Source organism: Oenococcus kitaharae DSM 17330 (assembly GCF_000241055.1).
Lineage (GTDB): Bacteria > Bacillota > Bacilli > Lactobacillales > Lactobacillaceae > Oenococcus > Oenococcus kitaharae.
Genome location: NZ_CM001398.1, coordinates 527,714 through 552,801, shown reverse-complemented (window position 1 = coordinate 552,801; position 25,088 = coordinate 527,714). Strand labels below are relative to the sequence as shown.

Below are 25,088 nucleotides of genomic sequence, written 5' to 3'. Positions count from 1 at the left end.
GCCAATAAAAAAACTGCGCAATCAAACGTAGTTTTTAAGTGCTAATCAGTTAGTCACTAATTATGACGTGCTCCCACAAGTTGGGCGCGGTTATTAAAGTATTTGCGGTAAGTCATGAAAGTAGCCATCAAACAACTAATACCTGTGGACCCAAGCAGCATGAATGTCACCATGATCTGATATTTAATTGCCGATACTAGCGAAACACCAGCAAAGATCAAACCGGACATCATGCCAGGCAAACTAACGATACCTAATGTTTTAGCTGTATCAATTTGCGGCTGCATGCCAAGCCGTAATGCGTTTCTATAAATTTCATAGCTTGCATCTCTAATCGATGCGCCTAATGCCAGACGTTCCACCACTTGTTCGTGCAGGTCATTATATTGCTGGTGCATATTGCGATAGACCAACCCCAAGGCGGCCAGCGTATTATTAGCCAGCATGCCGGAAATCGGTACCACCTGCATTGCCTTAAATTCAATAGCACCGCTGGTTACCAAAATTGTCATCGTAATTGAAACCGACACAATCAAGGAAACAAAACTAATCGAAAAAGCCGACCATCGGGACAGGTCGCTAGCTCTTTTACCAGCATTATAAGCGGCATTAAAAATAATAACCAGATACATAGCTAAAGTTAAAAACCACTCTTTAGCATCGAAAATATACTGTAAAACAAAGCCGACGACCACCAACTGAACTACGGCACGCAAGACCGCAATTGCTGTTTCTTTGACAATCCCTAATTTCTGTTTATAGGAAATCAGTAATGAAACCACCACCAAACTAGCCACCAAAACCAGTGTCGTATTAGAAATATTCAAATTATTCATGAGCGGTCTCCTGCTGAATCCTGCCTTTATCAACGATATAAATTTTCTTTGCTTCGCTGAGATCTTCAGCTTCGTGCGTCACTTCGATCACGGTCAGTCCTCTGTGATTGTTTTCTTCGATTACTTGGCGGACAATTTTTTTGGTTAATTCGTCCAAGCCGGTTGTCACCTCATCCAGCAATAGTACCTGTGGTGGAAAAACAAAATTTCTGGCCAAGGCGACGCGCTGCCGCTGGCCGCCCGAGATATCTAAAACAGATTTGTACAAAAAATCTTCGGGTAAATCAAAAGCTGTCAATAAAGATTTCTCATGTTTTTCATCAATCGCTTTTTTTCTAATCAAGTAAGGAAAGTCTAGATTATCCTTGACAGTTTTGCCAAATAACTGCGCCGACTGAACCGCATAGCTCACTTGCCGACGATAATTAATCGGATCGAGTTCTTGAATATTTTTTTCTTGAAAAAAAATGATTCCAGAGTCTGGATTAATCAGATTGGCAATCAGTTTTAAAATCGTCGATTTTCCAGACCCGGACGGACCGGTAAGTGTAATCCACTGCCCTTTTTCCACCGATAAATCAATCGCATTTAAAACCGGTTTTCCGGCCAATGAAAGTGATACCTGTTTTAAGTTAATTTCTGTCATCCGGAACATTCTACCAGTCGTCGAGTCAGACAAAAAGTACCCTTAAAAAGTATTTTTTTCACGATTTCGCGAGCATCATTCGCATTTTTTTCATATTGTGTTAAGAAAGCTGACATTTCAATCATTTCAGCATTTTTTCATGTTACCGTAACGTGTAAGATGTTTAAATTTTTGACTAGATCATTCAGCTTTTTACTTATTTTTACGCTGTTCGTTCCCTTTGTATTCTCTGCTGCGGACGCCAAGAAAACGACATATAATATTACGACGGATGTCACCTACCCACCTTTTGAATTTCAAAAAGAAAACGGGCAGTATACCGGGATTGATGTCGAAATCATCCATACTATCGCAAAACGCGAGGGATTTGCCATGAATTTGAAGCCCATTTCCTTTAACTCCGGCGCACAAATGGTACTTTCCGGACAGATGGACGCTATTATCGCCGGCATGAGCATCACGCCAGAAAGACAGAAAGTCTACGATTTCAGCCGCCCTTATTATCGGACAGGTGTTGTGTGGGCTGTTTCTAGCAAATCGAAAATTAAAAATTTGTCTCAGCTACGCGGTCAAACAGTTGCATTGAAAACAGGTACCGCTTCAGCTGATTACGCCAAAAGTATTCAAAAGAAATACGGTTTTAAAGTTAGTTATTTTAATGATTCCAACACGATGTATAACGATGTGGTTGTCGGTAATTCGGCAGCTACTTTTGAAGACTTGCCGGTTATGCAGTATGCGATCAAAAATGGGCTTGAATTAAGAATTCCCAGCAGCAAAGTAGCCAATGCCGGCTGGTATGGATTTGCTGTTAAAAAAGGTAAAAATCGTGCTTTATTGCGTGCTTTCAATAAGGGCCTAGTCGCGATCCAAAAAGATGGTACCTATGACCGTATCGTGAAGAAATATCTTGGCCAAAGTCAAAAGCATTATTCCGGCAACTCGGCTAGTGATGCCAAGTCTTCCGGTATTTGGTCCTTACTAGTATCTAATTGGCCCGGTTTTCTCAGCGGCATTATTAAAACGATTCAGTTAACAGTTGTCGGTATTATTCTGGCTTCAATTTGGGGAGTGCTGCTCGGCGTCTGTGGTGTCGCAGAACTAAAAATTTTACGTGCGTTTTCAAAAACTGTGATTTATATTTTCCGCGGGTTGCCGTTACTCGTACTGGCTTTCTTTATCTACATCGGTCTTCCGCATGTGCTGGATATTAAGATCCCAGCATTTATTGCAGGTATTATCACACTGACATTAAATGAGGGCGCCTATACCGGGGCTTTTGTCCGAGGCGGTTTTGAGGCAGTCGACAAGGGGCAAATGGAAGCCGCGCGTTCTAACGGTTTAACATACTGGCAGTCGATGTATCATATTGTAATGCCGCAAGGTATTCGAATTATGGTGCCGAGTTTTGTTAACCAATTTATTATTACTTTGAAGGATACCTCAATTCTGCAGGCAATCGGCATTGTCGAACTGACTCAGACCGGTAACTTGATCGTTGCCAGAACGCAGCAAGGCTTTCAAATTTGGGCGATTGTTGCCTTAATGTACCTAGTTATGATTACGCTGCTTACTTGGCTATCTAACTGGGTACAATCTAAAGTTAAAGCATAATTCCTATGAAAAAAATTCTTGTATTAGCTACAGGTGGGACTATTGTTTCTACTGCACATAAAAATGGCTTGGCTCCTGGTATGACAATCAACCAGTTGTCAGCTTTTTTTGATTCAGCCGAAGGGCCAATTGACTTCATACCGCTTATGGATAAAGACTCGACCAATATGCAGCCCGAAGATTGGATTAAAATGTCCCAGACGATTAGGTCACATCCTGACTTTGATGCATATTTAATCACCCACGGCACTGATACAATGGCTTACACAGCTGCCGGCTTATCATATTTACTCAGTGATTTTGAAAAGCCCGTTATTATCACCGGATCGCAAATTCCTCTAACCTTTGAACACACGGATGCCAAGAAAAACATCAATGATGCCTTACTCGCAGCACGCACGATTGACTTCCCAGGCGTTTATGTTGTCTTCGATGGCCGTGTCATTGCTGGCACCCGTGCGGTTAAAGTAAAATCAAAGTCTTTTGACGCTTTCGATTCAATTAACTTCCCTTTGATTGCCCAGATCGAAAATCAGCAATTCAAAATTCTTTATCGGCCTAGTTTTAATCCTGGTCCTATCACAAGTAGGACCGGTCTCAATACGAACATCTATGTCATCAGAGCATTTCCAGGTTTATCGGTTAAATTTTTCGATTTTATCGAGCAAGAAAAAGCCGCCCTTATTATTGAAAGTCTTGGTAACGGCGGTTTACCTAGTGTGGGACGCAACTTAGTCGCAGGCGTTGAAAAACTTTCTCAAGCCGGCTTACCGGTAATTATTACCACTCAAATTATGAATGAAGGGCAAGATATCGACCTTTATGAGGTTGGCCAAAGAGTTGAACAAGCTGGTGGCATCACGGCCGGTGATATGAATACCGAAGCTATCGTGGCCAAACTGATGTGGACGATGCGGCAGACTAAAAACTTATCTCAGATCAAAAACATCATGCAAACGCCTATCGCCCACGATTTAGATCATCTATAATACGACAGTCTCCAAGGTTTGAACGCATCAAATAATGTTCAGTCTTTTTTACGTTGGGTCACAATGACAGTGATGCTGCATCTTCAAAAACTTTTTTTAATTGCTCATTCCAAAAAATCCAATTATGTCCTTGTGGCGATGAAATATCCTGAGAGCCAGGGAAATGTTGTTTCTTAAAATTTTTGTAAAAACGCAGGCAATCATCATAGAAGGGGTCCGCTTGGCCACAAGCAATATAAATAGCTGGCTTAGGGGCAGCATCATCCCAGTGGGAGACTAAAGAAAAAAGATCGTTAGAAGACCTGCTAAACAGTTCCGGACTGTCAAATAAAGCACTAAACCAAGCATCTCTATCTGGATGTGTACGCCAACTTTTCAACAAATCAACATTCGGCGATAAAGTGTAACACTTAGCAAAGCTATCTGGATGATTCAAAGCGACTTTTAAAGCACCGTAACCACCCATGGAAATACCGGCAATGTAGGTGTACTGGCGATCCTTTTGCAGCGGAAATAATTGACGGCATTTTTGCAAAAGCTCCATTGAAACATAATTAAAATAATTATTCCCAAACGGCGTGTCCTGATAATAACTTAAATCGGCTCGAGGCATAATCAGTGCCAATTGTTTTTTCGCTAAATACTGCGGCAATAATGAATTTTGCAGCCAGGAATTCTCATCATCACCCATACCATGTAATAGGATTATTGGACTCAATTCTCGAGTAATTTTACTTGGCAAACAGACATTAAAAGTCGTCTTCATCTTCAAACTCTGACTAAAGAAATTAACAGAAATATAATCCATCTCAACAATCCTTCCTCATGTCTGACTGGAAATTGATTCTGGATCTAAGATATCACATCTGGTCAAATGGCCACACTATCTATCCAAAACTTAGGTTATTGGTTCAAGATTGATGGTAAATAAATTTAAAACAAAAACCACGGACAATTAATCCGTGGTTTTCAATCATTTATAAAATGAACAGATTTACTTCAAAGGACTCCAGTTCCAATCAGTGAATTCTTCGATATCGCGACCTTCATTACGAGTAACTTCGAAATGCTTGTCGAGAATCTTGTTCATATCAGCGATAAAGTTATCAGCCTTTTCGCCATCAACAACACCTTCATCTTTCAATGCTGAAACAGCATCGATTGCTTGGTGGAAACGATCCAATTCAGAATAAACACGCATGTCATAAGTTGTCGTGATATCACCATCTTCACGATAACCATGTGCATGAAGGTTGTGGTGATTACGCTCATAGAAGATTGATTCAATCAAATCTTCAAAGCCATGGAAGCCAAAGACAACAGGCTTGCCAGCTGGGAAGAACTTATCGAATTCTTCATCAGACAATGAACGGTCATCGTTCAAAGGTCCAACTTTCTTCTGCAAACGTCCCAATTCAACAACGTTCACATAATGGAACTTAACATCAGGGAATGCCTGGTTGACAAGCCACAAAGCAGCAAGTGTCTCGATCGTTGGTTCAGTACCAGCTGAAGCAAAGGTAATATCAACATCACCCTTAGGAGCCGTGGATGCCCAATCAACAATACCAAGACCATCGTTAACCAATTTTTCAGCCTCTTCAGTAGTGAACCACTGTTGACGAGGCTGCTTAGAAGCAACGATATGGTTGATCTTCTGACGGTCAACTAAGGCACGTGCAGCAACGGCCAACAATTCGTTACCATCAGCCGGTAGATACTGACGGATGTAGTTTTGTTTCTTCTCGGCCAAGTTCGTCAACATACCAGGATCTTGGTGAGTATAACCGTTATGGTCTTGCTGGAAGACCGTAGAGGTAGAAATCAAATTCAATGATTGATACTTGTTGCGCCATGGCTCAGCATCAGCTTGACGGATCCACTTGAAGTATTCGTTGATCATAGAATCAACAACACGCAAGAAGGACTCATAAGAAGCAAACATGCCGACACGTCCGGTCAAAGTATAACCTTCCAACCAGCCTTCAGCTTGGTGCTCAGACAACTGAGAATCAATGATACGGCCTTCTGGGGCAAGCAAAGCGTCATTAGGGAACTTAATCTTGCTCATCCACTGACGAGGTGTCTTATCGAACAACTTCCACAAGCGGTTAGACATCGTCTCATCTGGTCCAAAGAAGCGGAAACGTGTCGGGTTCAACTTAGCTACGCCGGCCAAGAATCCAGACAGAGTAACCATGTCCATGTTCATGTTGCCATCTTTCATTTCATGCCCACGGTTTTCAGGAGTAACACCAGTCGTGTACTCTTTCCAATCAGGGAGTTTCAAGTCGGAATTATCAACACCAGCGTTTGCAAGCGGGTTAGCGGCCATACGACTCTTGCCTTTAGGTGCAATTGCGGCAATCTCAGCTTTCAGAGAACCGTCTTCATTAAACAATTCTTCAGGCTTGTAAGAATTCATCCACTCTTCAAACTGTGGTAATTCTTCCATATGCTCAGCTGAGAAGTTCAATGGAACTTGGTGAGCACGGAAACTATTTTCAATTGGGTTTCCGTCTTCATCAAATTTCGGACCGCCCCAGCCCTTTGGCAAACGAGCAATGATCACTGGCCATGCAGGGACAGTACCATCTTGATATTTATCATTTTCACGAGCATCTTTTTGGATCTGCTTAATATCTTCAATAGCCTGATCAAAAATTTTGGCAGCCTTTTTGTGGTAAGCCATATAGTCATGGATATCGTCATTTTCAAGAAAACGTGGTGACCAGCCAAGTCCTTCGAAGAACTTGGTAATCTGTTCATCAGACATGCGGCTAAAGATAGTCGGGTTAGAAATCTTCCAACCGTTTAAATCAAGAACTGGCAGTACCGCACCGTCAGTCTTCGGGTTAACGAACTTCAAACCGTGCCAAGCAGTCATAGCTGGACCAGTCTCAGTCTCGCCATCGCCGACTGTAACGAAACCAATCTGATCAGGGTTATCAAGAATAGCGCCAATACCGTGAGAAAGTGAATAACCTAACTCACCACCTTCATGGAAAGAACCAGGCGTCTGAGCTGTCGCATGTGATCCAATTCCGCCAGGGAATGAGAAGCGCTTGAATAACTTAGCCATACCTTTAAGATCCTGAGTAATCTCTGGATAGTCTTCCGTGTATGAACCATCAAGATATGAATTCGTAACCATAACTTGGCCACCATGACCAGGTCCTTCAACATAGAAGGAATTCAGTCCATACTTGTTGATCAAACGGTTCTCATGAGCGTACAAGAAAGTCTGTCCTGAGATAGTTCCCCAGTGACCAATTGGCTTAAATTTAACATCTTCTTCTTTTAAAGGAGTATGCGTAACACTAAAGAGTGGGTTGCTCTTTAGGAAAATCATTCCGCCAGACAAGTAGTTGGTTGCACGCCACCACTTATCGACGAGTTCTAGATATTCAGTTGAATCATAATCAACTGCAGGTGCATTAGCTGCCATGTATTAATATCTCCTAATCTTTTTTTCTAAAGCACGCTCTGGGCGCACCTTAACATGATCCATTATACAGCAAACTCAGCGCTGGTTAAGGCGTGGAAACGCCTTGTCTCTGCTGTTAACGCTTACAATTAAGAAAGAATTAAAATTTAATTATGAGTAAACATCCAAAGATTAAAAAAACACAAGTTGAGCAATTACTGGATAAAAATAAAATTGTTTATAAACCTATTCAGATAGATTTTTTAAATACTAGTAAAGAACAAATACCACAGATGCTGGTCCGGGCTGGCATTGACCGGCAATCATTAATTTACAAAACACTGGCTTCTAGCGGCGATAAAACCGGGCCGATCATTGCTGTTTTACCTATCACAGCTCATCTAGACGAGAAAAAACTGGCGGCCGCTTCGGGAAACAAGCGTACTGAAATGCTGCCATTAAAAGAACTGCAAAAGACAACCGGCTATGTTCATGGCGCAAATAATCCGGTCGGTATCTGGCACAATCATCACGGAAAGTTCCCAATTTATTTTGATAAACAGGCGTTAACCGATGGCAAAATTTATGTGTCAGCTGGTGAATTGGGCCGTAGTGACTTAATCGATGCCCAACAAGTAGCTGATTTAATTTCGGCCTCTTTTGCTGATCTGACAGCTGACTAGTGATTTTAGTCGCTGAAACAATCCTTGAATATTTCGCGATGCTATCGATCATGCTGCTGATTTTGCCCGGCCTTTTTTCTTGGTTGCTATCTTGTTTATCCAACTGGCTTGCCAGTGTGATCACAGGACGCTTGGGAACAAACTGTTATCTATTATTGGCTTCTTTGGGAATCATTGTTCACGAATTATCCCATCTGATCATGGCATTGCTTTTCGGTCATCATATCCAGCATTTTCGCTTGTTACAGCTGCCGAAAAACAACCAAGTAGGTTTTGTGCAACATTCCGCTAACCCTAGAAATCCTTGGCAGACATTCGGAAATTTGTTAATCGGTACAGCACCAATTTTCGGAAACGGCATCGTTATTTACTTTTTAACTCTTTATCTCCAGCCAAATTTATTCAATTTCACCCTTAATCTGGATTGGCAATTTTTTCTGTGGCTGCTGCTCACATTCTCGCTATTGCTGGGTGTCGGCTTATCCAGCGCTGATTTCCATAATGCTAGTCAAGGGCTTTGGATCGCGTTATTGCTGATTTTTCTAGCAGCACTGGCCATGAAAGTATTTAAAAATGTATCGATGAGTATACTCGTGGAATTACTCCAACAAGAAATGATTATCGGTGCCACTGCTTTTGTGCTTGTTTTTCTTTTCTATCTGCTTGTCAAAATGATCATTTCACTACTGCCATGATTCTGGTACAATGTAGACAATCTCAGCTGACAGTAGTGAATTGGCGGTCATTTAGAGAGTCGGTGCTAGTTGAAAACCGACCCAGAAAATTCACGAATTACACAGCAACTATCTTTTTGAGATCCGTCTCGATAATTAAGCTGGTGTTTGCAAAAACACAATCCGGGTGGTACCGCGGAGAAATTCGTCCCGATCATATCGAGGCGTTTTTTATTATCCGGAGGTTTTTATGGGCATTATCGAAGATCTAAAATGGCGTGGTTCCATTAATCAAACCACTGACGAAGCCGGCCTGACTGACTTGCTGAAAACAAAAAAAATCAGCTTGTATGTAGGTGTTGACCCAACCGCAAAATCGATCCATATTGGTAATTTAATCCCGCTGACAATTTTGAAAAGATTCCAAAATGCCGGCCATCGACCAGTGATTGTGATTGGCGGCGGCACAGGTATGATCGGCGACCCTTCAGGAAAAGCCACAGAAAGGCAACTGTTGCCCCCTGATGTTTTTGATGAAAACGTGAAGCGAATTACAAAACAGTTAACTCGTCTATTCGGTAAAGATGGTTTTGAGATTGTCAACAATTATGATTGGCTATCCAAACTCAACCTGATTTCATTTTTACGCGATTTCGGAAAATTGTTTCCGATCAACGTCATGCTGAAACGAGATGTTGTCGCCTCCCGCTTGGAAGTCGGCATCAGCTTTACAGAATTCACTTATCAAATTCTCCAGGCGATTGATTTTTATACTTTGTATAAAGAAAAAGACGTGCAGCTGCAGGTAGGCGGCAGCGACCAGTACGGCAACATTTCCAGTGGTGTCGAATTAATCCACAAAATGGTTGGTCCAGAGGCTAAAGCTTTTGGCTTGACCGTGCCACTGTTATTGAAATCCGATGGCACAAAATTTGGTAAATCTGCCGGCGGTGCCATTTGGTTGGATCCAGATCTGCTGTCGCCTTATGAGTTTTATCAATTCTTCTACAATCAATCCGACACTGATGTTATCAAGCTATTAAAGATTTTCACTTTCTTAAATCCAGATGAAATTGATCAGTTAGCCAAACAAGTTGCTGAAGCACCAGAAGAACGTGCCGCACAAAAACGTTTGGCCCAAGAAGTAACGGCTTTTGTGCACGGACCGGAAGCTGTTCAAGAAGCCGAAAAAATTTCACAGATTTTATTTACCGGTGAGGTACAGAATCTTACCGGTAAGCAGGTAGCAGCGGCGTTTTCCAGTGTGCCTTCTATAACAATCGATAGTGGTGAAATTCCTGTCTTGGACCTGCTGACGCAAGATAACCTCATTGAAAAGTCCAAACGTCAGGCACGTGAGGATTTGAAAAATGGTGCTATTTCAATCAATGGTCAAAAAATCACTGATGTTGACGCAGTGGTCAATCCTGCAGACAAATTCGAAGGCCATTTTGTGATTATCCGCCGCGGAAAGAAAAAATATTTTCTAGCCAAAGTACATTAGAATGAATATGTAATAAACGAACGCGTTCCATACGCATTCGTTTCTTCGGGCGTTTAGCTCAGCTGGGAGAGCGCTGCCTTCGCATGGCAGAGGTCACGGGTTCGAATCCCGTAATGTCCATAACAATATGTTCTATAGGTGTACAAAGCCCGTGGTTAGGCATTTTTCAGGCTTAATGTTGTTCTGAGTATGCTCCTTGATTACGAAAGAAAGTAATCAAAAAAGTAATCAAATTTATTAAAAAGAAAGGTCAGTAAATGACTTCACGGACATGATCATTTTTCAGAGTGATTACAAAAAAGCAAGAAGTATGTTCTTGCTTTTTTGTAATCACAAGATCTCCGAAGACTTAAGATTTCAATGGCCTTCGTTGAAACCAATCGGGCTAATATTTTAGAGAGATACATAAAACATAAAATAATACCTCTGTCTAACTACTAGTTATTCCGCTGACCAATAATATATCAAACTTTGGCCTTAAGGTTCGAATCTTATTCCAGCTATTTTTTCTCCCAAAAACCAAAGACGCTGAGCTAATATACTATCAACTGACCAAGGTCTTACGCCAAACTTTGATTTTGAGTCGGAGGGAACTAAAATGCCAACGTTACAATCCTCGATAAACACACCTCCCATGCCATCAAGTAAATGACTAGTGGCCGCCCACAAGATACTAGCAGCACCCTGATTAACATTCTTAATATAGTCATATTCTTTATTTTCATGCATAAGAGACATAATTTTATTTTTCCAACTAAATAACCTTGAAGCACCAAAGCGATTCAATATTAAGCTATACAAATTTGACAATACATGGCTGTCATGAATCATAAAACGGCCCAAGTTAGTGCCGGGAACTAATCCAGGGTGGACAGCAAATGCCCGGATATGATCTTTCCTAACCCTTTTATCGAGCTCCACTGCGAAAAGAATATCGGCAACTTTGGATTGTGCATAAGCCATACGCGAATCATATTCTTTGGTTTCAAAATTAGGATCGTTAAAATCAATTCCATTCCAACTTTGAGATCTAGAGGTAACTAAAATTACTCTTGCGTTTTTGGATAATTTTAGTGCCGAGTATAAGACAGAAACTAGCTCAAAATGCCCTAAATAGTTTGTTGATAATTGTGATTCATTGCCGCGACTATCTCGGCGTAATGGTGCAAACATAATTCCAGCATTACAGATTAATAAATCAATAGCAATTTTATTTTGATTGATTTTATTTCCAAAATTTTCAATTGAATTGCTGTCCATGAGATCCAATTGATATACATCGATATTTGAAAGTCTGTGGAGCACTTTCTCCGCTTTTTGGACAGATCTTGCTGGAACTATCACATGGGCACCTGCCTTAGAAAGTTTAGTAACTACTTTAAGTCCAATTCCACTATAGCCACCGGTTACAATAACGTTCTTGCCATGCAAATTAATATGCTTCATAATTTTGTCAGCCGTAGTGCGATAGTTGAAGGGGTCGTTAATTAAAGGTTTCTGTATTGATGCCATATTTCATTCTCCTAAAAGTTCTTGACAATATCCTAAACCCTGAAGTACACTTTAGCGCAAACCATGTATTTAAATTCCCTATGAAAAAGACAATACTCCAAGTTTCTCAAATCACTGGTTTATCCATCGCAACAATTCGATACTACGATCATTTAGGTCTGTTACCAGACCTAAAGCGCAATGCCAGTGGTTATCGTATATTCACTCAGGAAGATATGAGCAATTTAGAGCTTATACGCTGTTTTAGAGCTGTTAAAATCCCTATCAAACAAATAAAATCAATGGTCGAAACAGAACAATTGACGGGCAAAGTTTTTGAGAAACGTCTACAAACCTTATCCCAACAGGAACAAAAGTTGAGAGAATATCGAGACGATATTGAAGTAGCTTTACTTGCGATCAAAATTAAAATAGCAAGATACAGCGCTCTTACAAAAGATACGAATAGTTATGACCACGGAGAAGAACATATCGTGAATTATTTGGTCGAGCTCACAAAGAAAAACTATCAATCGGAAGCCCATAAATGGTTATCAGGCCTTTTTTCCGATCTTATGAATAAAAATGTGAAACCAAATATATTTTTAAAGAAAGACAAATATATAAATTTATATTTTAAAAAAGAGAACACAAACACCGTCCTTGCCTGCTTTAAATTATTGTCAAACTTGAAATATTAACTTCTTTTTCATAGAAATAAATAACTTGTCCTATAAGCTTATCAGGAAGATAACAAGTTCAACAAAAACCTCACTAACTAAGGGCTGGTGAGGTTTTTGTCTGAGGAATTAAAATTAAATCATGAATCTATGAAATTTAACCTGTACTCATTGGATTATAAATTAAATTTTTTTGGACAGCAATTGATATAATTAACAGTTTCGAATGGCTTGGTAATCGCTTTTCCTCGAGCTGTTTCTTGGTAAATTTGGAGTTAGATCTTAAGGGCTTGTCATCGAAAGGTATGTAAATAAAGATTTTAAATTTTGAAAAATTGTCAATTTTAGTTGACTCCAATTTCAAATCAGCTTATTATGAAAGCGTTTACTTTTAAAGGTTTATCGATAAACCTTAAAAACACGGAGGTAAGATGGTTTCAAATTCAAATGATTTGTTTAATATCAAAGGCCAAGTAGCCTTAATTACTGGGGGTGCATCAGGACTGGGCCAATATTACACAAAGGCTCTGGCGATGGCAGGGGCAGATGTTTTTATTGTTAGCCGCACGGATAAAGGATGGTCGGAGACGAACAAAATTGTGTCCGCTTTTGGTCAAAAAGCAGAGTTTATGCAACAGGATATCACCGAGGATGACGCAGCGAAAAAAATTATTTCTAGCTGTATTGATAAATTTGGTCAGTTAGATATTTTAGTTAATAATGCCGGTGTACAGATTAGAAATAAGATATTGGATTTCAAGGATAGTGATTGGCTGAAAGTCATTAATATCAATTTGAACGCACTGTATTTCTTGTCTCATGAGGCCGCTAAAGTTATGGCCCAACAACATTCGGGAAAAATAATCAATATCGGGTCCATGCAGTCATTTAGAGCTGGGAAGTTTATTTTTCCATATACAGCTAGTAAGCACGGCGTTATCGGTTTAACCAAAGCATACGCAGATGCCTTGGCGCCGGAAGGCATTCAAGTTAATGCCATTGCACCAGGCTATATCGATACAGCAATGACCAAGCCCTTACAAGAAGACAAGGAACGAAACCATGAAATTTTGGCCCACATCCCAGAAAATCATTGGGCAGCTCCTTCAGAACTTATGGGAACTGTGATTTATCTTGCAAGTAAAGCTTCTAATTATGTCACTGGCTCAACGATTGCTGTCGATGGCGGATATCTACTTAGGTAAAAGAAGGAATTAATTATGCCACTCTTGATTGTTTTATTAGGCGTTATACTGCTCATTTTTTTAATTACAAAATTAAAACTAAATACTTTTGTTTCTCTAGTAATCACGGCTTTTTTGGCCGCTCTAGCCTTGGGCATTCCGATCGCCAATATTCCGACCAGTATTGAAAATGGTATTGGTAGCCAACTAGGTCATTTGGCGATTATTTTTGGTTTTGGTTCCATGCTCGGGAAGTTGATTTCTGATTCTGGTGGTGGTTTTCGAATCGCCAATAAGTTAATTAAGACTTTCGGAAAGAGAAATATCCAAATCGCCGTTATTTTGACTTCCTTTATTATTGGTTTGGCCTTATTCTTTGAAGTTGGTCTGGTTGTCCTATTGCCGATTATCTTCGTTATTGCCAGAGAGGTTGATCTTCCGTTGATGTATCTGGGAATCCCTATGGCAGCCACCCTGAATGTTGCTCACGGTTTTCTGCCGCCGCATCCGGCGCCAACAGCCGTTGCGCAGGCTTTAAATGTACCTTTGGGACATGTTTTGCTGCTAGGAATCATTGTTTCGATTCCGACAATCATTATTTCTGGACCAATTTTCAACTATTTTTTGCATAAGTTTTATCCAAGAGTTTATCGTAAAGATGTTGATGTTTCCGTGCTGGGACATTATAAAGAGTTTAAAATCGACGAAACTCCTGGTTTTACGATTAGTGTCTTAACAGCGTTGCTGCCTGTTATTTTGATCAGTATTGCAACGATATGTTCCTTTATTTTGCCAAAAAACAATTTTATTAATGAGTTCATTCAATTTGTCGGTGCTCCAGATGCCTCGATGCTGATTTCTTTGCTGGTCGCTATTTTCACGATGGGTATTTTTAGAGGTATTAATATCAAAAAAATCGGCGCATCTATGACTGAATCTGTTCAACAGATTTCCATGATGCTCTTAATTATTGGCGGTGGTGGAGCCTTCAAACAAGTCTTAGTTGATGGTGGGGTTTCAAAATATATTGGTCAGTTGTTTGGACAAACAAACTTTTCACCGATTCTGATTGCTTGGCTCATCGCCGCCTTGCTTAGAGTTAGCTTGGGGTCTTCAACCGTGGCTTCAATCACCGCTGCCAGTTTAGTCACTTCGATTGTAAATAATTCTGCCGTTAATCCAGCTTTAATTGTTTTAGCCATCGGTGCAGGCAGTGTCTTTGCTGATCATGTCAATGATGCAGGTTTCTGGATGATTAAAGAGTATTTTGGATTGAGTTTAAAAGAAACGTTTCTATCTTGGACAACATTGACAACAGTCATTTCTGTTTCTGGACTCTTATCTATCTTGGCGGTTTCAGCTTTTATGTGAAACGAAATTTTGAGAAAGGAATGATTTTTTAATGGATTATATAATTGGTATGGATATTGGCACAACCAGTACGAAAGCTGTTCTTTATGATTTGGAAGGCAAAGCGTTAGCTTATTCCAATAACCTATATGCTTTGTACCGTGATACAAATGGTATGGCCGAAGAAGATCCTGATGAAATTTTCGATGCTGTTATCCACGGCTTACAAGAAATTCTACGAAAAACAGATTTTAAGCACGGAACTTTGCGTGGTGTTTCTTTCTCAAGCGCCAACCAAAGCTTGATCGCTTTAGACAAAGATCACCAGCCTTTAACTAGGATCATTACGTGGGCTGATACTCGAGCAACTAAATATGCTGAAGAATTGAAAAGAAATGGTACTGGCAGTCTTCTCTATCAGCATACCGGCACGCCGATACATCCTATGTCACCGCTATGTAAACTGCTTTGGTTAAAAAATGAACATCCTGAGATTTATACCAAGACTGCTTATTATTGTGGGGTTAAAGAGTACATTTTCTATCGTTTATTCAATGTTTGGCAAATAGATATCTCTGTTGCGAGCTGTACCGGAATTTTCAACATCTTTAATTTAGATTGGGATAACCGAGCACTTGAATTGACTGGCGTGAACAGAAATCAGTTACCCAAAATAGTTGATGGCTATCAACAAACCCTTCATATGAATGCGGAGTACGCAAAAATACTTGGGTATCCTTCAGATGCTCCCTTTATACAAGGTGCTTTTGATGGTGCGTTATCAAATTTAGGTGTAGGTGCAATTAGCGAAGGTGAAGTAGCAGTGACCATTGGCACCTCTGGTGGTGTTCGTGTTGTGACTGACCACCCCGTTATTGACCCCAAGGAACGTGTTTTTTGTTATGCATTGACTAAAAAATTGTGGGTTGTAGGCGGCCCAGTTAACAACGGTGGCGTGATTTTTCGCTGGGCACGAGATAACCTCTTTGATGCCGAACAAAATACGGCTGCTTTATTGAAGATAGATTCGTACGATTTGTTGACTAAAATTGCAGAGACAGTCCCAGCTGGTGCCGATGGTTTGATTTTTCTGCCTTTCTTAGGCGGCGAGCGCGCTCCAATATGGGACGCCGATGCCCGTGGTACTTTCTTTGGGCTAACTCAAATGCATACTCGAGCAAATATGGTTCGGGCAATTTTGGAGGGCATTGTTTATAATCTGTATACGGTACTTTTGGCTTTGGAAGAAGTCGTTGGCAAACCTAAATCTATTATGGCAACGGGAGGGTTTACTCAGTCGCCTTTATGCAGGCAAATTTTGGCTGATATTTTTGAAACACCAATTACGATACCAGAAGATTTTGAATCATCTTGTTTGGGGGCTGCTGTTGTTGGGATGAAGTCCCTTGGCTTGGTTGATGATTTGAAAGTAGTTAAAAATTTTATTGGCAAAACTAATACTTATGAACCTGATTCAAACAATTTCAAGGCTTACCGACAGTTAGTTCCGATCTATATTCGTTTGAGTAGGCAGCTTAAAAGTGAGTATCAAAATATTGCAGATTTTCAAAGAGGGCAAGCATAGCTCATAATAATTTTTTAAAATGCGTTAATGTATACTCTGAGAGGGATTGAATTCTCTCTTTTTCTTTCTTTTTTGAACTGTTTTTGCATACAGAGGGGTGACAGCTAATTGAAACATGTAAATATATTTGACGTTGCTAAAGAAACGGGTGTCTCAGCAACAACCGTTTCTCGCTTCTTGAATGGCGACTTCAATAAAATGAGCGTCGCTACAAAAGAAAAAATTGAGAATACGATAAAAAGGCTGAACTATAGACCATTTTCTTCTGCTAGGGATTTGAGAACAAAAAATACGAAAACTATTGGTGTAATAGTTGGGAATACGTCAAATATTTTTTCTTCACTCCTATTTACTGGTATTTATGAAATCTTTCAGCCCTTCGAGTATAGCGTGCTGCTTTTAAATGCAAATAATTCTGGCAAAGAGGAGCAACGCGGAATTGACCGTTTGCTCTCCCAACGAGTAGACGGATTCATTATTCAGCCGAGTCAAAAAAAATTTAGCTCCTATCAAAATATTATCGATTCTGGTACCCCGCTTGTGATGGTTGATCGAGAGACCGATAGACAGCCAGCTACAATAAACAAAGTTATAACAAATAACTACATTGCCAGTTCGGAAATGGTTCTGGAATTGGATCAAAGAAATTATAAAAGAATTATTTTAATTTGCAATATAAAAGTGATTTCTGCTCAAACCCCAAGAATTAATGGCTTTGTGGACACAGCTAAAAAAAAGAACATCTACGTAGAGACGATAAACGTTGCTGGTCATACGGATAACTGGTTCGAAGATAATTTATATCAAATGATCCAAAGCGGTAGTTACCAAACTGCACTTGTGACACTAATGGGCCCACTCTTGTTCAAAGTACTCGCTTTCTGCAAAAGATTTAATTTAGCTTTTCCCCGAGATGTCGGACTACTAAGTTTCGATGATTGGAACTGGTCTCAATTCGTTGATAATGGTATCGACTTGATTGAACAGAGTCCTCTGGATATAGGGAGAAAAGCCGGTATTAATTTGTATCACAGCATCCAGCATGATCTAAAAAATATGAGAAGCATCGATATTGTGCCGGTGAAGCGTGTCCAGGGCGGGTCTTTATAAAAAATATCGATGCAAGAGAGCTTTTGACTTTAAAATCCGAATTCAACGATGCTTTGAGTCATTGCCCATATTGACCCGTTTACTGTCCACGACAGATTTTAGAAACCCTATATTCAGTCGTTAGTGCTTGGAGAGATCCGGGTACTTTTATTTTGATTTTATTTGTCTTTAAGTTTGGTTTAAATCATTGAGACTAGTCTGTTCTGTGTTATCAAATAGATAACAAAATCAATGATTCATTATGAATCCGGGGAAGTACTCAAGTCTGGTTTAAGAGGCCATTTGTCTGTACGCTATACATAACACATGGTAGGTCGATTTCTCGATGCGGGGGTTCAAATCCCTTCCTTCTCCATACCAAATACTCGTTTTGCTCTCAGATGTAATTGTGCGCGTCTTAGCCACATGATACTTTTATCCAAGGTGCTTAGCAGCACCTATAAAAGAACTATCCTTCCAAGACGCTTTGGGCGCCATGCTGAGGCGTCTTTTAATATAATAAAGTATGAGGACTGGTGCAGGTCCTCATGGTGACCTAACTTTATTAATGCAGCCTGCCATCATGGTGGGCTTTGTTTTATAATAAAGGACGTAAGGGAGTGCAAACCCTTACATTCCATAAATCTAAAATCTTTCCTAGTGTCCACGGCTTAATTGCGATGGGCACTTTTATTTCTGAAAATAGTTATAAAATTTTAATTTATTTTGAGAGTTTGGTTTCGCATATTGACGTTTAATTAACGAAAAATTAATGAGTGATTTAAAGGCCACTAGGCAAGATATAGTGCTGGATTAGTTTAATGAGAGGCTCCACATTGCATCAAGGTTGGTACCTCAATGCTTGAACCTATCGATTACAATCCCTTTAGCTTGTAAATTATTTAAGCAGCTCGCTAGATAGTCATCATTATGTTCGGGATAAATCGGCTTCGTCAATTCAACGGCTTTTAGGAAGCTATATTTTGGACAATGCTGACCGCGATAGCAAGGATCCAACCAGTGCTGGTCAGGGTGATAGCCGCGCCTTTGCATTTCTTGGATGACTAGATAGTGAAATTGAAATAGTTTATAAGGTGAATAGCGAAAAACATAATCAACGGTTGCATGCTTTTTCCCCCAGCCATTGCCACGCAAGGCGGCTAGTTCCCGGTGCTGGCCTAATAACTGCTGACGAGGTAAGTAAGGGACCAAGTCCTGATGCCATAAACGCATAATAGTTTCCTTTCCTGTTAATTATCCCAGTACAATAACAATCACCGGCTTGTAAAATGGGCTGCTTGAGCATTTGACTTATGTCGATGAACAGCTTAGTGAAGTTATGTCTGTTAACATTGGCTAATTGTACCAACTAGTTAACTAAACCTGTATACTAAATTCTGGCACGAAAGTGCCATCACTTCAAACTAGTCTATCAGTGCTCGGAAATATCCGGGTGCTTTTTGTTTATTTATAGATATCAAACATGTTTATCGTATATAATGATCCATGGATGTCATGGTCGATATCCAATATCTTTATCCATAGTTCACGCTATGATAGGTCCTCGCTTTATGCGGGGACTTTTTGATTGTCCTTGGAATTTAGAAAGCGCTTTCTTTTAATGATGAATCGTGTTATTATATGAATAGGGTTAAAGAGATCATAAGGAGCAGCCATTGGCCGCTAAGAAAGATTTCTCGTATGAGCAAATTGGATCTCAGATGACCCGGAAGCAGTCCTTTCAGCATTTATGTAACGGCTATATTGGAGCGCAAGCTTTTGGTATCAACGTTCATTGAAATGTGCACAGCTAGAGATTTTGGGCAGAACCAAATGACTCGAAACTGTTGAGGGGCTGTTTTTTGTATAATAAATGTAGGCGCTTTCATAAGTGCCTGAAACTCATATTTTTTGCTTACTGTGATAAGTCATATATAGCACTTACAGCTCTCCCAACTGCCAGGGAGAGTTTTTGCGTCTTAGCCACATGATACTTTTATCCAAGGTGCTTGCACCGATAAATGAGCAACACAAAAATTTACAGCTGTCTTCGATGAAAAGTCGAAGGCTTTTTGATACGACCTCCTGTCAGAGAACTCCCAAACGAAGATTCCAAAGAAATTGACAGCTTTTCTGGTGCTTATCTTGATTGTGATAGATATTTTTTTAATATAATAAATCTTGAGGACAGGTGCAGGTCCTCAAGGTTACCTAACTCTATTAATGCAGCCCACTATCGATGGTGGGTTTTGTTTTATAATAAACGGCGTAAGGGAGTGCAAACCCTTACACCCATAAAAATTTACCCTTTCCTGGTGTCCATGACTTAATTGTGATGGGCACTTTTTAATTCTTAGTGAGGACACAGCCTCTCATAATGCGCAGCACTCACAACTTATTAATAAGTATTTTTTAGTATAATAAATGTAGGCGCTTACAATAGATAAGCGCCTATCAATCGTTATCCCCCTTAACGCATACAGAGTGTAATTATCTAAGTAGATATCTTCACTATCGTGGCTCCCAGTTGATCACTGGGAGTTTTTTTCAACATATCTTCCTATTGCAGAGGCTTCTACTTTTGTTGATTGGCAGGGTTACGAACCTAGTCCGAATCTATTTGCAGACAACACTTTTAGCGCTTGAAGCAACGGCGAGTATAGTTGATCTATGGCAGATAGGCCAACTAAAAAACACGAATCTTTCTGGTTCTTGTTATGATTGAGATATGACAGAACTTTCTCGATTGGCTTCTGTATTACTGAATAAGCAGGAAAAGGATGGTATACCTCCTAATACAGCTTTTAAGGATGGCCTGATCTTTTCTGAGAAACACGGTTATGGTGATCTAGCCCGTCAAGTTATTAAAGAATGGGACGATTTACCCTTAGGAGAGGGTGAGAGCCAAAGGCCAACCAGACACCAGTCTTCCTCTGTTAGAGCCCTTCGAAACCAATGCCTGGCTTTGCAGGACAAAGGCCACAGTCTCTCAGAGATTCAACAGCAGACAGATCTGACTAAAGAAGAAGTTTCTTATTACCTAAGAGATCTTACACAAAACAACAAGTAATTGAGATATCAATCAGGCTAGTCCAAGGACTGGCTTTTGTTGTTTTTAATGGCAAATCTATTTTGACGGCAGTATCATAATTGGTGGGAGCCAAAAAAATGCTGTGGCTGATGATTTTGGGTAGATTAGCAGGCTATACCTTATTAATAGCGGGACTGGTAGGTTTTTCAATTTTTATCTTTGCCCTTAATTGAACTGATTGTGGCATGGCTCAGAAATGTTAGAGCTGGTCTGGCTGGTCATCAGTCTTGGTGATGATTAGTTAAAATTAAATAGTTAAAAGCACCGATACAAGTCGATGCTTTTTTGATTCGATAACTATCTTAGTTAAATCAACATATGCTGAGGATAAGATGATGATGGTTAGCTTGATAATTGTTTGGCCAAGGATTTTCCTTTATCGGTCAAACGAATATAAGAAGTCAGCTGCTGAACAGAACGAATTTGAATCAAGCCAAGATCGATTAGGATACGGCAGTCTTCACAAAAACTTTCAGTCCTGGGAAGCTCGCTGTACCACATGCGACCCGTTACATCGCTATGATGAAAGATAAAGGTAAACATCGCTAACGAAGAGGCAGCCAATTCCTTTTCCATAAACTCATTTTATCAAAGGATCCTATGAGAAACATAAAAGAGCCGCAAGATTGTTTAGCAACAGTCGTTGAACCAAATTTATAGAAGAACGGCATTGGTTCTGATCCGAGGTGCCAATTCAATTGCCAATCCGCGAACTATTATATATATGACTATAGCAACATCATTTACGAGATCTCTCCAGCTTGATCAGYACCAAAAACTGCAAGAAATTAAGAAATAAACTCATTGATTGAGCACAACTGAAGCAAATCAAACACTAGTTTCACCATAACGAATACCAATAAGGCGCTTAGGACATCAACCAAGTACCTTCTTATACGTATCATAACCTGCACAAACCCTTGGATCCGTCAAAAGTTTAGTAAGTGAATAATAGATAATAAAGATATGCAAGATAAAGAGGTTGTTTTAATCACGGGTGCCAGCAGCGGCATTGGCTACCAGACGGCCGAATTGTTGGCTGAACAAGGCTATCGTGTTTATGGGGCGGCTAGACACATTGAAAAGATGTCAGCGTTGACGAGTATTGGAGTCATCCCAATTCAGCTTGACTTGACTCAAGAAGCCTCCATTCGATTGGCCATGAGCCAAATTAACCGGTTAGAAGGCGGCATCGATATTTTAATTAATAACGCTGGCTATGGTTCTTATGGTGCCGTAGAAAATGTTTCCATTAAAGAGGCCAAGCAGCAATTGGAAGTGAATCTATTCGGCTCAGCTCGACTCATCCAATTGGTACTGCCTAGTATGCGTTTGAAAAAACATGGAAGAATTATTAATGTTTCTTCAATCGCTGGCAGAATCCCCACTTTTATGGGGGCCTGGTATCATGCCAGTAAATATGCTTTAGAGGGGTTGAGTGATAGCTTGAGAATGGAAACCAAGTCCTTTGGGATTCAAGTCGTTTTAATTGAGCCTGGCGGCATTAAAACCAACTGGGGGCTCATTGCAGCTGATCACTTAAGCCAGTCTTCTAAGGGAACCGCTTATGAATCCTTGGCTAACCAAGCGGCTGACAAAATGCGACAGCTTTATTCATCAAAGGACCTCTCTAAGGCTACCTTAGTCTCACAGACAATTTTAAAGGCTGCCAGTTCCACACACCCGAGAACGCGTTATCTAGTCGGAACTGGGGCTAAATCGTTAGTTTTGTTACATACAATTTTGCCTAGCGAAATTTTTGACGCCTTGATCAAAAAAGTTTTTTGATCAAGCTTGGTCCAACCTAAGCTCAGCCTAAGCTATTGAGCTATGAATTAGTATGATTTTAAAGTCCTAACAGAAGTCATACAGGAATCTGCCTCAATAAACAAAGTCAAGAACTTACTTCAGCACTCACTAATAGACTAGTGAGTGTTTCTTTGGCGTTGGCATTTCGGGTATTTTGGCAGAGTATAGGGGCACGTCAATTTGCCAATTTTTGGCATAAATGCTTTTTACAATAAAGATTCAAATTATTCTTATCAACGTGCATTAGTAATGCCCATAAACCAATAGTTCCGGACCGTTCTTTATCTAGGAGTGAATTCGTTAGATTACTTTCATGTTTATCAGCAAAATGTAGCTGACAAAACGGCGCTAACTGGCCATGTAAAGCAAGGCTCTAAGACAAGTTCTCAGGGCAAGTAATCGGTCCAAAATCGGCCCAGCTGCTTTGATTAAATTTCTAACAGCGGGCAATTTCAATGAATCATTATGGGCGGCTTCATTCTCCCAAACTTCATAAACATATACAGCATCAGGCTCATGTGGATCCATTCCGACAATATAACAAAAACAATTGCCAACTGGTTCTAATTCTTTCGATGCTTTTAATAAAAGTTTTAGCAGTTGATCACCGTTTCCCTTGGTGGCCTGTAATTTACTAAACTTACAAAATTTGTTCATCATTATGGGATGCCTCCTTTTTGTTCGTAGTGTAGACTTTGCCACCAGGTTATTCAATGATGATGTTGCCAAATTTTATAACAAAACTCGGTGTCGCAACTGTCTTCTCAGTAGCTATTTGGCATCAAAGCAAGGATAATAAGGTCATATGCCTGAATTACCAGACAATTGTTATACCTTTTCCGTTGCAGAACTCGCTGAGATTAAAGAGACTTATCAATTACTGTTAGCTGATAAGCAGCACATAATCGACAGTTTCAGAATCGGGACCTTTATTTTCGTATTTATCAGCCCCGTATTCTCATCTCCATGCTGATCTGTCTCTTATTTGGCTCAGCTCTAGTTTGGCTCAATTATATGGCTGGCAGTCCTACCTTTTCACTTCCGGCTGCAATAATTTTAGCCATCGTCATCTTCAGTATTCCCGCTGTGCTATTCTTCATGAGAAAACGGCGAATGGATCAGCATTTATTGCGTTTGTTTCCAACTGGTCCTGTCCGCTATAATCACACTCCTTATCTCAAACCTTTTCATATCCAACAAATGATTAAATTACCTGACTACTTGATTATCTGGCCAGTAGCTAAAGAACGGTCTATTATTCCAACGTCTGACCATGTCTCTTGTTGGATTATTAGAAAAGCCGACCAGCCAACTATCTATGACAAGTTATCTACGACTTACTACAATAATCTATTAAAGAATCCGAAAGCTAGTCGCTGGGCCGATTACTGGCTAATCGATGGCACAAAGAAAGACGATTAATTAACTCGAAATATTGAAGAGCTATGAGACCCACTGCTATCAGCAGTGGGTTTTTGTTAGACTAAAGGGACAGCTGATAAAGGCTGCACCCTTTTCAAAAACGAAGGATGGAAGACCTGTTGAAAGACAAGTCTTTTTTGTTGTGCTAATAGACGTTTACATCAAGCGATATGGCAACCTTGCTGTAGGGTGTCTGCTATCTGTCCTATAAACCTATACCCTAGCGKTACAAAAGCAAAAGCAAGAAAAAGCCTATCAGCTAGGCTTTTTGTTTGTTCTATAAACATGTATCATAAAGAAAAAGGAAAAATATCATGAGTTTAGTCTTTTATGCCAGAGTCAGTTCCACAGATCAAAATCTCGCTCGACAGTTAGCTAGAGCCAAAAAGGTTCAGGCTGATAAAATTTTTGCTGACAAGTTATCCGGGAAAGACATTCAACGGCCAGAATTTATCAAGTGCCTAGCTTACTTAAGAGAAGGCGATACCTTAGAAGTCTTGAGCTTAGATCGGCTCTCCAGAAACTATCAGGATATTAAAAACATTGTTTCTGAACTCCGTCATAAACATGTGGCCTTCATTGCTGACGATCTGCCTAATCTGGCAACTGGCAATCCTTTAATTGATCAATTTATGTTGGATATGATTATCGGCCTCATGAGCTTTGTCGCTCAAAATGAAAGAGAGAAGATTAAAGAAAGACAAAGACAAGGGATTATCGAAGCCAAAAAGCGTGGCGCTTATATTGGCAAGCAATTAGAATATGCACCCAACAGCGTGAATCCTGGTAAGCGTGCTATTTACTTTGGCTTACAAGCCGCTTATCAGAGTCAGGCCTATTCCATCACACAATTAGCCAAGCAGTATGGCATTGCCCGTTCGACTGTCTATCGGGTTATGAAAAGGATTAAAGAAGAGAAGTAAAAAAACTGGAACCATAGGCAATATTAGGGATATATAATATGTAGGAAATAGGGATCATTTTTTGGCTTTAACTGTTTCCGTTCGTACTGCA

22 protein-coding genes and 2 tRNA genes are annotated in these 25,088 nt (G+C 40.1%); 16 read left to right on the top strand and 8 right to left on the bottom strand.

The genetic code is table 11. The annotated features are described in order from the left end of the window. Window positions 1-56: 56 nt before the first annotated feature. Together OKIT_RS02780 and OKIT_RS02775 are read right to left on the bottom strand one after the other, a co-directional pair. Window positions 57-836 carry an ABC transporter permease gene (locus OKIT_RS02780; RefSeq protein ID WP_007745114.1) on the bottom strand — a complete coding sequence of 260 codons (780 nt, stop codon included), beginning with the start codon at window positions 834-836 and terminating at the stop codon, window positions 57-59. After that, the gene (locus tag OKIT_RS02775) at window positions 829-1,482 is read right to left on the bottom strand and encodes an ABC transporter ATP-binding protein (protein ID WP_007745113.1); all 654 of its coding nucleotides are present in this window, start codon (window positions 1,480-1,482) and stop codon (window positions 829-831) included. Before OKIT_RS02775 ends, OKIT_RS02780 begins: the two co-directional genes overlap by 8 nt. A gap of 159 nt (window positions 1,483-1,641) precedes the next feature. Here OKIT_RS02775 and OKIT_RS02770 point away from each other — a divergent pair, with 159 nt between their 5' ends. Together OKIT_RS02770 and OKIT_RS02765 are read left to right on the top strand one after the other, a co-directional pair. After that, window positions 1,642-3,096 carry an ABC transporter substrate-binding protein/permease gene (locus OKIT_RS02770; RefSeq protein WP_007745112.1) on the top strand — a complete coding sequence of 485 codons (1,455 nt, stop codon included), beginning with the start codon at window positions 1,642-1,644 and terminating at the stop codon, window positions 3,094-3,096. Window positions 3,097-3,101: 5 nt separating this feature from the next. Then, window positions 3,102-4,085 (top strand): asparaginase, encoded by a 984-nt coding sequence (locus OKIT_RS02765; RefSeq protein ID WP_007745111.1) that lies wholly within the window; start codon window positions 3,102-3,104, stop codon window positions 4,083-4,085. 58 nt (window positions 4,086-4,143) lie between these two features. Here the strand turns inward: OKIT_RS02765 and OKIT_RS02760 are convergent, their stop codons facing one another. Together OKIT_RS02760 and OKIT_RS02755 are read right to left on the bottom strand one after the other, a co-directional pair. Then, the gene (locus OKIT_RS02760; RefSeq protein ID WP_007745110.1) at window positions 4,144-4,893 is read right to left on the bottom strand and encodes an alpha/beta hydrolase; all 750 of its coding nucleotides are present in this window, start codon (window positions 4,891-4,893) and stop codon (window positions 4,144-4,146) included. A gap of 186 nt (window positions 4,894-5,079) precedes the next feature. Further along, complete coding sequence (locus OKIT_RS02755; RefSeq protein WP_007745109.1) at window positions 5,080-7,533, bottom strand: phosphoketolase family protein; 2,454 nt, start codon at window positions 7,531-7,533, stop codon at window positions 5,080-5,082. 152 nt (window positions 7,534-7,685) lie between these two features. Between OKIT_RS02755 and OKIT_RS02750 the strand changes: the two genes are divergently transcribed. The 4 genes from OKIT_RS02750 to OKIT_RS02735 all read left to right on the top strand — a co-directional run bounded on the left by OKIT_RS02750 (window position 7,686) and on the right by OKIT_RS02735 (window position 10,493). Further along, entirely contained in the window at window positions 7,686-8,195 is a 510-nt protein-coding gene (locus OKIT_RS02750; protein ID WP_007745108.1) for an aminoacyl-tRNA deacylase, read from the top strand. 50 nt (window positions 8,196-8,245) lie between these two features. After that, on the top strand, window positions 8,246-8,890 hold the full coding sequence (locus OKIT_RS02745) for a hypothetical protein (RefSeq protein WP_148127729.1): 645 nt from the start codon (window positions 8,246-8,248) through the stop codon (window positions 8,888-8,890). A gap of 229 nt (window positions 8,891-9,119) precedes the next feature. Next, window positions 9,120-10,373 (top strand): tyrosine--tRNA ligase, encoded by a 1,254-nt coding sequence (gene tyrS / locus OKIT_RS02740; protein WP_007745104.1) that lies wholly within the window; start codon window positions 9,120-9,122, stop codon window positions 10,371-10,373. Between the two features lie 47 nt (window positions 10,374-10,420). Beyond that, a tRNA-Ala gene (locus OKIT_RS02735) sits at window positions 10,421-10,493 on the top strand. Window positions 10,494-10,850: 357 nt separating this feature from the next. On the opposite strand, the gene OKIT_RS02730 is transcribed toward OKIT_RS02735, so the two are convergent. Then, a complete protein-coding gene (locus tag OKIT_RS02730) occupies window positions 10,851-11,885 on the bottom strand; it encodes an SDR family NAD(P)-dependent oxidoreductase (protein ID WP_007745103.1) in 1,035 nt (344 codons plus the stop codon). Between the two features lie 80 nt (window positions 11,886-11,965). Here OKIT_RS02730 and OKIT_RS09345 point away from each other — a divergent pair, with 80 nt between their 5' ends. The 6 genes from OKIT_RS09345 to OKIT_RS09625 all read left to right on the top strand — a co-directional run bounded on the left by OKIT_RS09345 (window position 11,966) and on the right by OKIT_RS09625 (window position 18,128). After that, window positions 11,966-12,565, top strand: a complete 600-nt coding sequence (locus OKIT_RS09345) for a MerR family transcriptional regulator (protein ID WP_162141369.1) — start codon at window positions 11,966-11,968, stop codon at window positions 12,563-12,565. Window positions 12,566-12,975: 410 nt separating this feature from the next. After that, the gene (locus tag OKIT_RS02720; protein ID WP_007745101.1) at window positions 12,976-13,749 is read left to right on the top strand and encodes a glucose 1-dehydrogenase; all 774 of its coding nucleotides are present in this window, start codon (window positions 12,976-12,978) and stop codon (window positions 13,747-13,749) included. A 15-nt stretch (window positions 13,750-13,764) separates the two neighbouring features. Beyond that, window positions 13,765-15,099 (top strand): gluconate:H+ symporter, encoded by a 1,335-nt coding sequence (locus tag OKIT_RS02715; RefSeq protein WP_007745099.1) that lies wholly within the window; start codon window positions 13,765-13,767, stop codon window positions 15,097-15,099. Window positions 15,100-15,130: 31 nt separating this feature from the next. Beyond that, complete coding sequence (gntK, locus tag OKIT_RS02710) at window positions 15,131-16,663, top strand: gluconokinase (RefSeq protein ID WP_007745098.1); 1,533 nt, start codon at window positions 15,131-15,133, stop codon at window positions 16,661-16,663. Window positions 16,664-16,771: 108 nt separating this feature from the next. Further along, entirely contained in the window at window positions 16,772-17,773 is a 1,002-nt protein-coding gene (locus OKIT_RS02705; RefSeq protein ID WP_028291854.1) for a LacI family DNA-binding transcriptional regulator, read from the top strand. Window positions 17,774-18,022: 249 nt separating this feature from the next. Then, window positions 18,023-18,128: transfer RNA gene (locus OKIT_RS09625), tRNA-OTHER, on the top strand. A 479-nt stretch (window positions 18,129-18,607) separates the two neighbouring features. Here the strand turns inward: OKIT_RS09625 and OKIT_RS02700 are convergent. Beyond that, the gene (locus OKIT_RS02700) at window positions 18,608-18,985 is read right to left on the bottom strand and encodes a TIGR02328 family protein (protein ID WP_007745094.1); all 378 of its coding nucleotides are present in this window, start codon (window positions 18,983-18,985) and stop codon (window positions 18,608-18,610) included. Window positions 18,986-20,480: 1,495 nt separating this feature from the next. On the opposite strand from OKIT_RS02700, the gene OKIT_RS02695 reads away from it, so the two are divergent. Continuing rightward, a complete protein-coding gene (locus OKIT_RS02695; RefSeq protein ID WP_007745032.1) occupies window positions 20,481-20,822 on the top strand; it encodes a hypothetical protein in 342 nt (113 codons plus the stop codon). 363 nt (window positions 20,823-21,185) lie between these two features. Here the strand turns inward: OKIT_RS02695 and OKIT_RS02690 are convergent, their stop codons facing one another. Beyond that, complete coding sequence (locus OKIT_RS02690; protein ID WP_007745031.1) at window positions 21,186-21,419, bottom strand: hypothetical protein; 234 nt, start codon at window positions 21,417-21,419, stop codon at window positions 21,186-21,188. A 390-nt stretch (window positions 21,420-21,809) separates the two neighbouring features. Here OKIT_RS02690 and OKIT_RS02685 point away from each other — a divergent pair, with 390 nt between their 5' ends. Then, window positions 21,810-22,631, top strand: a complete 822-nt coding sequence (locus OKIT_RS02685; RefSeq protein WP_007745091.1) for an oxidoreductase — start codon at window positions 21,810-21,812, stop codon at window positions 22,629-22,631. A gap of 369 nt (window positions 22,632-23,000) precedes the next feature. Here OKIT_RS02685 and OKIT_RS02680 read toward each other — a convergent pair whose 3' ends face one another. Continuing rightward, window positions 23,001-23,312, bottom strand: coding sequence for a putative quinol monooxygenase (locus OKIT_RS02680; RefSeq protein WP_007745090.1), 312 nt, complete (start codon window positions 23,310-23,312; stop codon window positions 23,001-23,003). A 453-nt stretch (window positions 23,313-23,765) separates the two neighbouring features. Here OKIT_RS02680 and OKIT_RS02675 point away from each other — a divergent pair, with 453 nt between their 5' ends. Beyond that, window positions 23,766-24,074, top strand: a complete 309-nt coding sequence (locus OKIT_RS02675; RefSeq protein WP_007745088.1) for a hypothetical protein — start codon at window positions 23,766-23,768, stop codon at window positions 24,072-24,074. Window positions 24,075-24,388: 314 nt separating this feature from the next. After that, entirely contained in the window at window positions 24,389-24,997 is a 609-nt protein-coding gene (locus OKIT_RS02670; protein ID WP_007745086.1) for a recombinase family protein, read from the top strand. The last annotated feature ends 91 nt before the right edge of the window (window positions 24,998-25,088 follow it).

What these genes read in the sequence shown, in the direction of transcription:
- OKIT_RS02780 (WP_007745114.1), bottom strand. Translation starts at nt 836, where the DNA reads ATGAATAATTTGAATATTTCTAATACGACACTGGTTTTGGTGGCTAGT.
- OKIT_RS02775 (WP_007745113.1), bottom strand. Translation starts at nt 1,482, where the DNA reads ATGACAGAAATTAACTTAAAACAGGTATCACTTTCATTGGCCGGAAAA.
- OKIT_RS02770 (WP_007745112.1), top strand. Translation starts at nt 1,642, where the DNA reads ATGTTTAAATTTTTGACTAGATCATTCAGCTTTTTACTTATTTTTACG.
- OKIT_RS02765 (WP_007745111.1), top strand. Translation starts at nt 3,102, where the DNA reads ATGAAAAAAATTCTTGTATTAGCTACAGGTGGGACTATTGTTTCTACT.
- OKIT_RS02760 (WP_007745110.1), bottom strand. Translation starts at nt 4,893, where the DNA reads ATGGATTATATTTCTGTTAATTTCTTTAGTCAGAGTTTGAAGATGAAG.
- OKIT_RS02755 (WP_007745109.1), bottom strand. Translation starts at nt 7,533, where the DNA reads ATGGCAGCTAATGCACCTGCAGTTGATTATGATTCAACTGAATATCTA.
- OKIT_RS02750 (WP_007745108.1), top strand. Translation starts at nt 7,686, where the DNA reads ATGAGTAAACATCCAAAGATTAAAAAAACACAAGTTGAGCAATTACTG.
- OKIT_RS02745 (WP_148127729.1), top strand. Translation starts at nt 8,246, where the DNA reads ATGCTGCTGATTTTGCCCGGCCTTTTTTCTTGGTTGCTATCTTGTTTA.
- tyrS (WP_007745104.1), top strand. Translation starts at nt 9,120, where the DNA reads ATGGGCATTATCGAAGATCTAAAATGGCGTGGTTCCATTAATCAAACC.
- OKIT_RS02730 (WP_007745103.1), bottom strand. Translation starts at nt 11,885, where the DNA reads ATGGCATCAATACAGAAACCTTTAATTAACGACCCCTTCAACTATCGC.
- OKIT_RS09345 (WP_162141369.1), top strand. Translation starts at nt 11,966, where the DNA reads ATGAAAAAGACAATACTCCAAGTTTCTCAAATCACTGGTTTATCCATC.
- OKIT_RS02720 (WP_007745101.1), top strand. Translation starts at nt 12,976, where the DNA reads ATGGTTTCAAATTCAAATGATTTGTTTAATATCAAAGGCCAAGTAGCC.
- OKIT_RS02715 (WP_007745099.1), top strand. Translation starts at nt 13,765, where the DNA reads ATGCCACTCTTGATTGTTTTATTAGGCGTTATACTGCTCATTTTTTTA.
- gntK (WP_007745098.1), top strand. Translation starts at nt 15,131, where the DNA reads ATGGATTATATAATTGGTATGGATATTGGCACAACCAGTACGAAAGCT.
- OKIT_RS02700 (WP_007745094.1), bottom strand. Translation starts at nt 18,985, where the DNA reads ATGCGTTTATGGCATCAGGACTTGGTCCCTTACTTACCTCGTCAGCAG.
- OKIT_RS02695 (WP_007745032.1), top strand. Translation starts at nt 20,481, where the DNA reads ATGACAGAACTTTCTCGATTGGCTTCTGTATTACTGAATAAGCAGGAA.
- OKIT_RS02690 (WP_007745031.1), bottom strand. Translation starts at nt 21,419, where the DNA reads ATGGAAAAGGAATTGGCTGCCTCTTCGTTAGCGATGTTTACCTTTATC.
- OKIT_RS02685 (WP_007745091.1), top strand. Translation starts at nt 21,810, where the DNA reads ATGCAAGATAAAGAGGTTGTTTTAATCACGGGTGCCAGCAGCGGCATT.
- OKIT_RS02680 (WP_007745090.1), bottom strand. Translation starts at nt 23,312, where the DNA reads ATGATGAACAAATTTTGTAAGTTTAGTAAATTACAGGCCACCAAGGGA.
- OKIT_RS02675 (WP_007745088.1), top strand. Translation starts at nt 23,766, where the DNA reads ATGGATCAGCATTTATTGCGTTTGTTTCCAACTGGTCCTGTCCGCTAT.
- OKIT_RS02670 (WP_007745086.1), top strand. Translation starts at nt 24,389, where the DNA reads ATGAGTTTAGTCTTTTATGCCAGAGTCAGTTCCACAGATCAAAATCTC.